Origin of the sequence: Aquimarina agarilytica ZC1 (assembly GCF_000255455.1) — a bacterium.
GTDB lineage: Bacteria > Bacteroidota > Bacteroidia > Flavobacteriales > Flavobacteriaceae > Aquimarina > Aquimarina agarilytica.
Genome location: NZ_JH621287.1, coordinates 1 through 12,533, shown reverse-complemented (window position 1 = coordinate 12,533; position 12,533 = coordinate 1). Strand labels below are relative to the sequence as shown.

The following is a 12,533-nucleotide window of genomic DNA, read 5'->3' as shown; positions in this document are numbered from 1 at the left end:
AGCACACGTTGTAACATAGGGTCTGTTTTGGCTTTTAACTTATAGCTTAAGTTTGTCGAAAACAGTTGCTTGGCTATTTCGGCTTTGATCCCTATTTTTATTTGTTCATTAATTGAAACTCCTAAAAACTCTAAACCTCTTTTAACCGCATAGTTTTTAAATTGCCTTAAAAGTACATCTGTAATTTCTAAAGAGATTATATTTTCTTGATTTAATGTATTGTAAAAGCTTCTATTTGTATCCAACTCTTCAAATACAAAACGGCTCAACACTCCAGAATATTCAGCAAACTCAAGCACTTCTTGATTCCTATCATTGGATTTACCCACATAAACATCAGGAATAATACCTCCACCTCCATAAACTACTTTACCTCTAGGAGTGGTAAAAACCAAAGAATCATTTACTTTTATTTTTGTCGAATCCTGCAGCTCACCAGTATCGTAACGATTCAAATACTCCTCATTGTAAGCATCTACTCCATTTTTATAGGAACGTTGTATGGATCTACCTGTAGGCGTAAAGTATTGAGAAACGGTTAAACGAACTACACTACCATCACCTAAATCCATTTCACGTTGCACTAAACCTTTACCAAATGATCTACGACCTACTATAGTTCCTTTGTCATTATCCTGCAATGCTCCTGCTAAAATTTCACTTGCAGAAGCCGAGTTTTCATCAATTAACACGTATACTTGACCCGTTTCAAAATCACCTTTTTTGGTTGCGTATGACTTATCTATTTTTCCTTGACGATTTTTTGTAAACATGATTAATTTATCATCTTCCAAAAACTCATCAGCCATTTTTAAAGCTGGACGAATATAGCCTCCACCATTACCTCGCAAATCTAATACTAGACTTGTCAATTCATGTTGACGCATCAACTTATCTAAAGCTTTCTTAAATTCCACATAAGTAGTTTCGGAAAATCGTTCGACCTTTATGAAGCCTGCGCGAGGCGTAAGCATAAATGAAGCCTCCACACTTTGCAACGGCACTATTCCACGAGTAACTTTTACATTTATGTTTCCTTTTTGAGGGCGATACACCAACAAATCTACTTTACTATTTATTGGTCCTTTGAGCTTGCTTACTAAAGTATCTCTATTTAATCGTGGACCATATAGAGTATCTTCATTTGCCTTTAGAATACGATCCCCCGATAAAATTCCAGCTTTGGCACTTGGTCCCGAAGGAATAGTGCTTATAACAGCAATGGTATCCTTCCAAACATAATAATTTACTCCAATCCCAATGAAATCCCCTTGCATACGCTCACCAACCGAAGTAGCATCTTTTGCTGAAATGTACGTAGAATGTGGATCTAGCTTTCCTAAAATACTTTTTACTGTGACCTCAACAATGCTATCTGTATCTACATTATCAACATAAACATTATCAATATAATCTATTAATCTGTTTAATTTTTCCTTAGATGGGTTGGCAGTAAAATCCAATGTACCTGTGGCATTCATAAACCTTTTTGCCAAAGCAAAACCTAGGCTTAGCCCAATCATTACTAATAATACCGATCGGGTTAATGACATATTAGCTCACTGTTATTTGTTCGATATGAGAAATTTCAACTCCGGCTTTTTCTAAAAATTTTAGTCCTGAATCATCTTTATAATGTGTTTGATAGACCACACGCTTTATACCTGCTTGATAAATCAATTTACTACACTCCTTACAAGGAGATAATGTAATGTAAAGCGTTGCATTTTTACATGACTGTGTAGATGCTGCTACTTTTAAAATAGCATTAGCCTCCGCATGTAATACATACCATTTGGTTAAGCCTTCGTCATCTTCACAAGGATTTTCAAAACCTGTAGGCGTGCCATTATAACCGTCGGAAATAATCATTCGATCTTTAACAATCACTGCCCCTACTTGTTTTCGCTTACAATGAGAAAGTTTCCCCCACTCTCGAGCAATACGCAAATAGGCTTTATCAAATTTTAATTGTTTTTGTTTAGGCATAAAACAAGTTAGGTATTCTACAAATGAATTGTCAAAAATAATAATAAAACAACTCACAGCCTAAACACATTACACAGATTTCGATTCTAAAAAAGAAGTCAGCCATTTACCCGATAGTTTAAGACTCCTTTTTTGAGTTTTAAAATCCACATGTACCAAGCCAAAACGAGGATAATAGCCTTCGGCCCACTCAAAATTGTCGGTAAATGTCCACACAAAGTATCCTTTTACTTTGCTTCCTTGTTGTTTTGCTTCAAGCACTTTTTGCAGATGCGATTGCAAATACGACAATCGATCATAATCTTGTATTTCTCCACGAACCACTTTATCTTCAAAAGCAGCTCCATTTTCGGTGATAATAATATTTTTCACCGCTTTATACTCATTAAATTGGTTAATCATATTACTAATACTTGGCGGATATACCTCCCAATCCATTACTGTTGTTTTCACATTACGATCTGTTGCTTTACTAATTTTCGCTTTTAAATAAGGAGTCCACCAACTGTGCTTTACAATTTCTCTGGTATAAACTTGAACACCTATAAAATCAAAATCGAAAATAACATCCTTTTCATCTCCTGGTTTTATAAAACTATTTATTCTTCTTAATGCTGGTATTGTTTTTACAGGATAACCAAGCCCTAGTGAAGGTTCAATAAAAAGCCTATTTAATAAGGCATCTGCTTTATTTGCAGCAATAACATCTCTTTTATTGGTACTAAAAGGCTCCACATACGAACACGAAAAAGTAGTCCCTATATACCCATTTTTAACTCTCCTCCTTAAAATTCGTCCGCCAATAGCTTGACATAATGTAGCATGATGAATGGCTGGTATAAAATGACGCATTCCCTTTTTTCCGGGCGCATGCACTCCTAAAAAGTAACCCGCTCCTGTAAACACCATAGGTTCATTAAGCACCATCCAATTTTTTACTCGATCACCAAATTGTAATGCACAAAACTTGGCATATTCCTCAAACCAATGAATTATATTACGATTTGTCCATCCGCCTTTATCCTCTAACTTTTGAGGTAAATCCCAATGGTATAAGGTTACCCAAGGAGTAATACCACATTCTAAACAATAATTAATCACCTTATTATAAAAAGTAACACCATGACTACTCTTTTTACCAGTCCCTTCAGGAATTAATCGAGACCACGAAAGTGAAAATCGATAATTTTTAATATTCATCTGCTTCATCAGATCAATATCCTCCTTATACTTATGATAAAAATCAGTGGCTACACGTCCATGATCTCCATTATATATTTTTCCCTTTCGGGAAGTAAATGCATCCCAAATTGAAGCTTGTTTATCATGAATATCATAGGCACCTTCTATTTGATATGCTGCTGTTGAAACACCCCAATGAAAATCGTCACCAAAATCTTCGATTTTTAAATCAAATTCATTCATTAAACAGCACAATCTTTTGGTGAAGTAATGCTATACGGACTTAAAAGCAAATCAATAATCTCCTCCGTTATTTCGGGGTAATCCACAGCTATACGCTCATTTGTATTTACCCATTTTTTCACTTTATCCAAATGTTTTAATTTTAATGCTTTTAAAACTGGCACCCCCATTTGCTTTAATGCTGCGGCATTACATTGTTGCTCATATTGTCCTTTCATGGGTATGACTAATAATTTTTTCTTTAAAAAAAGAGCTTCCGCAGGAGTCTCAAAACCTGCACCACATAATACTCCCATACTACTTGCCATACTTTTTACAAAATCTTTATTGGTTATTGGTTGAATGGAAACATTTTTAGCTATTACTGCTGTTTTATTGTGTTTAGAAAAAACTTGCCAAGTCACCTGTTCTATTTTGGAAAGAAACTTCATTATTTTTTTATCACTATAGGAAGGCAAATACACGGTATAATGTTTTCCGTTTTCTACTGTAGCATTTCGGATATCACTCCTTATAATTGGTGTAAAAATAGTTTCATCAAAAGATTGAAAATGTAAGCCAAACTGTTTGGATGCAGGTGCGTATTTTTGAAGAATAAACCGCCCTAATAGATCCTTTTTTTTGGGTTTAGGAACCTTTGACGAAAGTACTGCTGCTTGATGACTAAAACTTATACATGGTACTTGAGCTAATTTACACGCCCAAGCCGAAATGGGTTCAAAATCATTAATTACCAAATCATAATTTTGAACGGGTAAACTTTTAATTTCATTTTGGATACGTTTGGTATTAGCTTTCAAATAGGTTTTCCAAACATCAACCCCTCCTTTTTTTCCAAAAATAAAACTTAAGCCTTTAAAACGATATTTTATTTCGTAAGGAATTTGAATATCTGCCTGTATCCCACTTACCAATAAATCGAGTTCAATATTTTTACGTTCAAGAATTGGAATGATATGTTTTGCTCTACTTAAATGTCCATTTCCAGTTCCCTGAATTGCATACAAGACTTTCATAATTTATTTATCCGATTTCATCAACTGAAATTCTTCAAGCATATTTTTAAAAAGCACTTCAGTTTCTAAAACTTCTTGATATTCAACTTCCATATTATTTATTCCTTTAATCCTTATATCAGTTGCAAACTCATATAACTGCCATGCTCCTTCATTATATTCTAAGGCCGTTAAATTTTCAATCCAATCACCCGAATTTAAATACATCACACCACCTTGATCATTTTCAATCCTTCGTATTTCGGGTTGATGAATATGACCACAGATTACATAGTCATACCGATTATCAATAGCTATATCGGCCGCTATTTTTTCAAAATCATTAATAAATTTAACTGCCGACTTTACACTATTCTTTATCTTTTTAGACATAGAAACAGGTTCTCTACCCATTTTTTTACTCATATAATTTACTCCACTATTCAGTAAAATCAATAAGTCATAACCCATTGCTCCTAATTTTGCGATCCATTTGGAATGCTGCATAGTGACATCAAAAACATCCCCATGAAAAATCCAAGCGCTTTCATTTCCTATATTCAATAATAACTTATTCACTATTTTAAATGACCCCATTTGAAAACCTTCAAACTTGCGTAACATTTCATCATGATTCCCTGTAATATAAGTCACTGAAATCCCCTTGGTAATCCACTGCATTACATGCTTTACCACTTTCATATGTGATTTTGGCCAGTATCGTTTTTTAAATTGCCAAATATCAATTATATCACCATTTAAAATCACACGTTTAGGTTTTATGGACTTTAAATACAATAGCAACTCTTTTGCATGACAGCCATAGGTCCCTAAATGTATATCCGACAGCACCAAAACTTCAACTACACGTTTTTTCATATAGTAGCAACTGATCGATTGGAATTAATTTTTTTATACTTAAAAGGAGCGTAGTAATTTTTAAAGCTAAAAATGAATAATTCAATTATGATGTCTTTAAAATAGCGAAGTCGTTTTTTCATATAATAAAGTTTTACAGCTATTTATTCTAAAACGCTTTACTTGAGACTACCACTTTTTTTGTACTACATTAAACAAGTGTAAAACTCAACCTATTTTAGAATTAAACTAATTTAAATATAACCCTGTAATGTTATTATAAAATTCACAAAACATTAATTTTGAGTTAATTATATTTAAATTACACAAATTAATCTCCCACTAAGAAAAAATAAAATTTAATATGGCTATTTAATTTAAAATCAGCATATTTGTATTAGTAATGAACAACACAGTACAACATATCGCCTTTAACACTATTATTAAGTGTTCACTGCTTAACCGCAGATCTATGATGGTCTACATCCATTATATCAGGACGTTGTATTGTAATCCCTAAGTTTAAATTTTAAACAAATCAAATCAAATTACATAACACCAAAAGCGTCCACTTAAAAATGGACGCTTTTTTTATTGCCTAAACATAAACTAACTAAAATTACTACTAATGACTTATCAAACTTTTTATTCTCTGAAAAAACATACAGCCTGTAAACCATCAATTATGGTGCGCGCTCGTATACTATTCCAAAAAGGTGTCATACTCAAAACTTAAGGTTACATATAACCTAAAAAAGCTAAAGACACCTCCAAAGGGTGTCTTTTTTTTTATACCAATTTATAAAACCAATCTCAAAAATTAATATTACAATGAAAACGTTAACCAACATTTTAGCAAAAATCGATAACAGCTTAACAAAAGGAGCTTTAGCATATATTAACAAAGTAAGCCATACTTTATACCCAAAAACTCATTTAAAAGACGAGGAGGAAGATGAAGAGGATAATGAACCTTTCTTATTTATTTGACGGCTTTTATAACTTTAACCCGAATTATGCACTAGAAAATCTTTTCCGTATTGAAATTCTATTGCATAATCCGGGTTTAATTAAAGCTATTTTGTAGTCTTTACTTATATCAATTCAGAAAGATTATAGCCTAGTTCTTTCTACTAAAATTAAAAATAACACTTTTGTTCTACTTCTTAACTAAATTTACATCCCCCTAACATGTATATCGTAATTGGTAATCTTTTAGTGTACACTTCTTGATATTAAATTAAAACCTACTTAAATGACTCCCTTTACATTTAAGAAAAAAAATTATGATGCGTTTTTACTTTTCCTTTGTAGTGCTTTTATTTATAGCGAGCACAAAAATAAATTCACAACAAGTTAATTACCAAAGAAGTACCCTAAAATCTACTACTACAGAACAAGCTTTGTCTTTTAATCCTTTACTAAAACCTTTTTATCATGGAGTTGCTTCTGGTGACCCATTAGAAGATCGAGTAATTATTTGGACTCGAGTTACTCCTGAAATTGATGAAGCTATTGAAGTAACATGGAAAATTGCAACAGACACTAATTTTTCTAACATTGTAAACTCTGGATCCATCACTACAAACGCCGAAAAAGATTATACCGTTAAAGTTGATGTTACTGGTTTAAGCGCAGCAACTACTTATTATTATGCTTTTAAAGCTTTGGGAACGGAATCCATTATTGGAAGAACAAGAACTACTCCTTCCAGTACCGATACTCTTGATCATTTGCGCTTTGCTGTGGTTTCTTGCTCAAACTACCAAGCAGGATATTTTAATCCTTATAAAAAAATTGGTGAGCGCAAAGATTTAGATGCGGTAATACATTTAGGGGATTACATATATGAATATGGGGCTGGAGAGGGAACTTATGGATATGACGAGAGTAGAAAAGACAGGGCAAATATCCCAGATACTGAAATTTTAAACTTAGCAGATTACAGAATGCGCTATTCTTTGTACCGATTAGATAAAGATCTATTAGCCGCTCATCAACAACACCCATTTATTGCCATTTGGGATGATCACGAAAGTGCTAATGATTCATATACCGATGGGGCTGAAAATCATAATGAAGAAGGTAAAGACGAAGGTGATTGGGAAACTAGAAAATCAATCTCTAAACAAGTTTATTTTGAATGGATGCCTATTAGAGATGAAGCTAATTTTAAAATAAATAGAACAATACAATACGGAAAATTGGCTGATATTATTACTATTGACACTAGACTTGAAGGAAGAGATAAACAAATTTTTGATGTTACCGATGCTGCACTTTATGCGACTGATAGAACTTTATTGGGCACACCACAACGCAATTGGATGTTTGGAAAGCTTAACAACTCGGAGGCTAAATGGAAAATAATTGCTAATCAAGTAATTTTTTCTGAGTTTAATGTAGGCTGGGCTGCTCAAGCACCACAAACCGCCGAGGAACTAGAAAGTATTTTTCTAGATATTTGGGATGGATATCCTGCCGAGAGGGATTTAATTATTGATTACATTACAGATAATAATATTGATAATACGGTTATTTTAACTGGCGATTTTCATAGTACATTTGCCTTTGATGTTGCAAAAAGACCTTCTGTATTTAGCCAAGGGGCACCTACAAGTATTAATTACAACCCCGCAACTGGAGCAGGATCGGTAGCCGTTGAATTTGCTACACCTAGTATTACTTCTGCTAATTTTGATGAAAATATTGGTGTTACAGCTGCTGCAGGAATTGAATTTCAAATAAACACTCCATTACCTATCCCCGCTCTTGGAAATCCTAACCCAAATCCTCACCTAAAATATAATGATTTAGATCAGCATGGGTATATGATTTTAGACTTAACTAACAAGAGCGTACAAGCGGATTGGTTTTTTACTGATATTTTTGATCCAACTAGTACTTCTGAAACTACAGGCGAAAGTTGGTATTCAAATGCTTCCGAAAATAGATTACAAAAAGCTACTAGTATTAGCCAAAATAAAATTGTACAACCAGAACTTGCTCCTGCAATACCCATAAATACTTTAAATACGGATTCAATTAACAAACACGACAACATCGTTATTTTTGAATTATACCCAAACCCATTAAACATCAATAAAGAGGAACTTAGCTTACAATTTGGATTAACTACACCAAACGAGCTCACTATATCTATTACTGGTTTTGATGGTAAATTTATTAAAGAACTATACAAGAATTATACCTCTGCTGGAATGTTTAAAAATAGCTTTAAATTAAACTTTTTAGCTCCTGATATTTATTTTATGGTTTTTGAAGTTGGAGGGTTTACTACCACTAAAAAAGTTTTAGTTAAGTAACAACATCATTAATTACACAAAATGTCTTATGTTTTTAAAAGCCCCCCTTTTGAGTGGCTTTTAAAAACATAAACGCTAATTACAGTTGTAACTAATATTATTCTTTTCTGGAAATACTTACTTTAATATCAATGTCAGGCCACAACTTATTTTCGTGAAATTCGCCACAAACTTTATTTAATTCATCAAAAGCTTGATCCCATTTAAAAAAACCTAGATCTTCTATTTTCCCTTTTAATAGTATTTGATCAGCCTTTTCTGTAACCTCAAATACCATTTGTTTGTTAATTCCATTTAACGATAATGCTACTACAGCTTCTTTTTCATTATACTCAATAACCTTACCTGTTATAGTGGGTTCAAGAAAAGCAAAAAATGCACTCTTCACATTAGTTGTTCTCACTCCCTCTTTATCATCAATATTTACCGAAGCTGTGTTAATAATAATATTCGCGTTAGCTAATAAATCAATTGTTTTCTCGGCATTGTTATTTAAATTATAAAAGACCTCATCAAAAGTTCCAGACACCCCCACTCTGGTATCAAAATTTTGGTATTTGTATGCTGTCCAAAAAATAGTGCATTTAGATGCTTCCGCATTCACATCTGGCTCACTATTTAGTATATTTAAAAAATTCTCAAAAACCTGTTTTTCTACTGTAGTTAAAACAGCTTCTCCTAGGGGAGGCATTATGGCATTGTCTGTTGCGTTAATTCTTTTTATAATATTACTAATAGCCGATTTTGTTTTGTCAAAACTATCATAACGCGAAGAACCTTCGCTATGAAAATTATGGCAACTTAAACACTTTGTATTTAAAATAGTACTCAGTTGTTCATCAAAAATAACTCTAGCTTCAGCATCATTTGAAGGGAATAGCTTATCCGAACTTTCGGAAACACAACCGATATTAAAAAAAATACCGATTAGGTAAATTAATATTAATCTGTAATTTGACATTTTATAAGACTGATTTCATTAAACAATTCATCAAAGCCTCCGTAGACTCCTTTTACAGAAACCTGTTTCCCTTCAACTAAATCTTCATGCTTTTTTTGAAACTCACATTTTATATTCTTCCCTACAATAACCAAAGTACTATGCGCTGTAAATTCAACACTAGAAATAACGCCTGATATTTCCACTACTTTTTTTGATATTTGCTTGGCTATTTTATTTTGATCTGTGACAAACTCATTTGATAATTCTTTGGCAGAAAAGAATAATTCACTTTTTACATCTTCCAAATTTTGAGGCGGCTTATTATACCTATAAAAACCATAAATTAAGCAACCTATAAGCAAGACTAAAACTCCAGAAATGATTTTCTTTTTCATGATTTTTTATAATTAGCTTTAACACCTATCATGACTTCTTTAGCTATTTTTTCTTCAATTAAAGAAGGAATTTCCACATTATAATCTGATAAAGTTAAAGGAAAATCACATTCAAAATCAAATGAACTATTGTCATTTAATTTTATTTTACCATTAATTTGAATAGTTTTTTTTATTCCATGAAAATGCATTTCGCCTTTAATTGAAACTTGAACAAATTCATTTAAATTCAAATTGGCTAGGTCTAAATCATTAATTATAGTCCCCTTAAATTTAGCTGCAGGATATTTGTCGGAGTGCACATATTTTTCATTAAAATGCTCTTCCATTAATGCTTTATCAAATTTAAAAGACTTCATTAATACATTAAATGCAATCATTTTATCAGTCACTTCAAAAATACTTGCTACCTGAGCACTTTCTGCTTCTATTTTTTCAATTGGTGTTTCGGAGGAAAAATGTATTACACCTGTTCTGGTTAACATTTTTTGTGCTACTATTGGGGAAAGCACTAACAGTGTTATTAGGGCTACTATCCAATTTTTCATGATTATATAAGATTTAGTTGTTATTAAAATATTCGCAGTAAGCTAAAGCCAAAATTTATATCCCTTTTAAAAAAATCGCCACTTTGGTTAATAGCAAACTTGCCTGGGTGTAATGCAAAAGCATTTGTAAAAAACAATTGAAATACATGCCCTCCTGTTTCTACATCAAACCCTACCGATAACGTATCCTTTTTTGATGAGTGCGTATCAAAGCTTGGAATCGTATAGTAATACTCTGCATTTATGGACAATGAACGTGATACTAAATAACGCCCACCAATACCTACAGAATATATATCATTAGGATCCTCAAATGCATCTGTTAAGTTAATATGCACCCAAATAGGAGCTATTAGAAATGAAAATTTTTCTCCTAGCTTTCTGCTAATTAAAAGTTGATTTATGTAATCAAACCTTCCTTCTAGGTATTCATCTCTTTTTTGAGGAGTGTACTCCCTAGATTTATAATCTACCCCTCCATTATATGTTATGGATAAAGGAAAACTACGCGTACCTGATTTTTGTCGAAATAGGCTAAGTTTTATAGTCCCAGAATATGTTTTATCTGGTTTATTTGATCTAGAAATTCCTAATTGAACATGATTTGTAACTCCATATTCAAAACTAAAATGCATGTTGTTTAGGTTGTCAAGTCCAAAAAAATTACTAATCCCTACTATTTTACTAAATACATGAGAAACTCTAAAATGTAATTGTTTTTTCCTAACGCGCTCGGTGGATTGTCCTAATAAAACCCGTGTTGATTTAAAGGTTGCAATAGTTTCATCATTTGATTTAGTTGTTATTTGATCAAGTTCATCAAAAATATCATTATCCTGAGCAACCACTTTAAAAAAAACAGAAGTTGATAGGAGAATAGTTAATAGACACTTCATTGAATTAAAAATGTAAGTCTTTAATTGTTTTTACATCTTTAAAAAATGTAACTTAAATTAGGACTGTTGAGCATGAACTATAACGTTTTTATTTTAAATTTCTTATGCTTCAATTCTTACAGTGATGCTTATCCCTTTTTTTCCTACATAGTTTAATCTGCTTATCATACAGCTTGTATTTTCCTCTAAATACATGAGAAAAAACTTTTAATCAAAAGGTCATTTTATTAGGTTGAACATGATATCGCATATAATTGAGTGTATTTAAATCTTGCTCGTTCTAAAGCCTATTATCAATCAAAATCCTTGATTTCAAACAATAATTTGACGCATAACAATTCCCCCACATGTAAGAAGTAGGTATCAATTAAAATTTAGTTAAATAAGTGAGTCTAAACAAAACTTTAATTCGCTGCTGTTTTGTTTACGCTTTATGATGTAGGTTAAATTCCTTTTTCGTGTAATCTGTAGATTTTATACTCTTTTAATAATTGCTGCAAATATTGTTTTGCTGTATTTTCAGCTTTATTGGAATTAGCAATTAAGTAGGAGGCTGCTTTATCAAAATTTGAAATTTCATAAATATGCATGGCTGCTATATCAAATTTTGTCAACACTCTATATTTTCGCGGGTATTGGCTTGTAAACAAATGATAGGCTGCCGCACTTAAGCTCCCTTTTTTAATGTTGAAAAAAGATAATTTAAATTGAGTTCTGGCATTTCTAATATTAAAATCTTCAATAATATACTCGGCCTCTGGTTTTGTTTTTGCAATCCCATAAATAAAATGTCCTTCTTTTGAGACTCCTTCCCATTTGTAACATGAAAAGGTATCTATTTGAGCGTTCATTTTAATATAAAAAAAAGTAAAAAATAATAAAGGTAGTATTGTTTTCATTAAAATAATAAGCTGATCGAATTGAGTTTTTAAGTTTGTGTTATTTTCAATACTAATTAACACAATACTTTTGTTATTCGTATTTCATTAGCCATAAAAAAATAAAGAAACTGCATTTTTTGTAAGAAAAATAAATTAAAACCATAATTACCAAGGTTTTTACATACTAGAATGTGTCATTCAAAAATAGTCCTCTACGTAAATAATCCTCGGGGCAAGCCCACGAGGCATTAAAATAATTTTAGCTGATTATCTTTTT

The 12,533-nt window shown here is 32.0% G+C and carries 12 protein-coding genes; 2 read left to right on the top strand and 10 right to left on the bottom strand.

Going from position 1 to position 12,533, the window contains the following annotated elements; genetic code table 11:
* From KQA_RS0216050 to KQA_RS0216030, 5 genes are all read right to left on the bottom strand, one after another.
* Positions 1-1,553: S41 family peptidase (locus KQA_RS0216050; protein ID WP_010182552.1), on the bottom strand; the 1,553-nt coding region annotated here is incomplete at its 3' end.
* A gap of 1 nt (position 1,554) precedes the next feature.
* Positions 1,555-1,989, bottom strand: coding sequence for a deoxycytidylate deaminase (locus KQA_RS0216045; RefSeq protein WP_010182550.1), 435 nt, complete (start codon positions 1,987-1,989; stop codon positions 1,555-1,557).
* 69 nt (positions 1,990-2,058) lie between these two features.
* Entirely contained in the window at positions 2,059-3,414 is a 1,356-nt protein-coding gene (locus KQA_RS0216040) for a GH1 family beta-glucosidase (RefSeq protein WP_010182549.1), read from the bottom strand.
* Positions 3,414-4,430 (bottom strand): glycosyltransferase family protein, encoded by a 1,017-nt coding sequence (locus KQA_RS0216035; RefSeq protein WP_010182547.1) that lies wholly within the window; start codon positions 4,428-4,430, stop codon positions 3,414-3,416. The genes KQA_RS0216040 and KQA_RS0216035 overlap by 1 nt, the downstream gene beginning before the upstream one ends.
* Before the next feature lie 3 nt (positions 4,431-4,433).
* Positions 4,434-5,288 carry a UDP-2,3-diacylglucosamine diphosphatase gene (locus tag KQA_RS0216030; protein WP_010182546.1) on the bottom strand — a complete coding sequence of 285 codons (855 nt, stop codon included), beginning with the start codon at positions 5,286-5,288 and terminating at the stop codon, positions 4,434-4,436.
* An 810-nt stretch (positions 5,289-6,098) separates the two neighbouring features.
* Here KQA_RS0216030 and KQA_RS20360 point away from each other — a divergent pair.
* The gene (locus tag KQA_RS20360) at positions 6,099-6,257 is read left to right on the top strand and encodes a hypothetical protein (RefSeq protein ID WP_157366740.1); all 159 of its coding nucleotides are present in this window, start codon (positions 6,099-6,101) and stop codon (positions 6,255-6,257) included.
* A 296-nt stretch (positions 6,258-6,553) separates the two neighbouring features.
* A complete protein-coding gene (locus KQA_RS0216015) occupies positions 6,554-8,593 on the top strand; it encodes an alkaline phosphatase D family protein (RefSeq protein WP_010182545.1) in 2,040 nt (679 codons plus the stop codon).
* Positions 8,594-8,690: 97 nt separating this feature from the next.
* On the opposite strand, the gene KQA_RS0216010 is transcribed toward KQA_RS0216015, so the two are convergent.
* From KQA_RS0216010 to KQA_RS0215990, 5 genes are all read right to left on the bottom strand, one after another.
* Positions 8,691-9,554, bottom strand: a complete 864-nt coding sequence (locus tag KQA_RS0216010) for a YceI family protein (RefSeq protein ID WP_010182544.1) — start codon at positions 9,552-9,554, stop codon at positions 8,691-8,693.
* Positions 9,536-9,931, bottom strand: a complete 396-nt coding sequence (locus KQA_RS0216005) for an OB-fold protein (protein WP_010182543.1) — start codon at positions 9,929-9,931, stop codon at positions 9,536-9,538. Before KQA_RS0216005 ends, KQA_RS0216010 begins: the two co-directional genes overlap by 19 nt.
* Positions 9,928-10,479 (bottom strand): YceI family protein, encoded by a 552-nt coding sequence (locus KQA_RS0216000; protein WP_010182542.1) that lies wholly within the window; start codon positions 10,477-10,479, stop codon positions 9,928-9,930. The genes KQA_RS0216005 and KQA_RS0216000 overlap by 4 nt, the downstream gene beginning before the upstream one ends.
* Positions 10,480-10,502: 23 nt before the next feature.
* Complete coding sequence (locus tag KQA_RS0215995; RefSeq protein ID WP_040396464.1) at positions 10,503-11,375, bottom strand: DUF5777 family beta-barrel protein; 873 nt, start codon at positions 11,373-11,375, stop codon at positions 10,503-10,505.
* 443 nt (positions 11,376-11,818) lie between these two features.
* Complete coding sequence (locus KQA_RS0215990) at positions 11,819-12,274, bottom strand: hypothetical protein (RefSeq protein WP_157366739.1); 456 nt, start codon at positions 12,272-12,274, stop codon at positions 11,819-11,821.
* Between the last annotated feature and the right edge of the window lie 259 nt (positions 12,275-12,533).

Bases quoted from the DNA above. Each gene is read 5' to 3' on its own strand.
- KQA_RS0216045 (WP_010182550.1), bottom strand. From the start codon at position 1,989: ATGCCTAAACAAAAACAATTAAAATTTGATAAAGCCTATTTGCGTATT.
- KQA_RS0216040 (WP_010182549.1), bottom strand. From the start codon at position 3,414: ATGAATGAATTTGATTTAAAAATCGAAGATTTTGGTGACGATTTTCAT.
- KQA_RS0216035 (WP_010182547.1), bottom strand. From the start codon at position 4,430: ATGAAAGTCTTGTATGCAATTCAGGGAACTGGAAATGGACATTTAAGT.
- KQA_RS0216030 (WP_010182546.1), bottom strand. From the start codon at position 5,288: ATGAAAAAACGTGTAGTTGAAGTTTTGGTGCTGTCGGATATACATTTA.
- KQA_RS20360 (WP_157366740.1), top strand. From the start codon at position 6,099: ATGAAAACGTTAACCAACATTTTAGCAAAAATCGATAACAGCTTAACA.
- KQA_RS0216015 (WP_010182545.1), top strand. From the start codon at position 6,554: ATGATGCGTTTTTACTTTTCCTTTGTAGTGCTTTTATTTATAGCGAGC.
- KQA_RS0216010 (WP_010182544.1), bottom strand. From the start codon at position 9,554: ATGTCAAATTACAGATTAATATTAATTTACCTAATCGGTATTTTTTTT.
- KQA_RS0216005 (WP_010182543.1), bottom strand. From the start codon at position 9,931: ATGAAAAAGAAAATCATTTCTGGAGTTTTAGTCTTGCTTATAGGTTGC.
- KQA_RS0216000 (WP_010182542.1), bottom strand. From the start codon at position 10,479: ATGAAAAATTGGATAGTAGCCCTAATAACACTGTTAGTGCTTTCCCCA.
- KQA_RS0215995 (WP_040396464.1), bottom strand. From the start codon at position 11,375: ATGAAGTGTCTATTAACTATTCTCCTATCAACTTCTGTTTTTTTTAAA.
- KQA_RS0215990 (WP_157366739.1), bottom strand. From the start codon at position 12,274: ATGAAAACAATACTACCTTTATTATTTTTTACTTTTTTTTATATTAAA.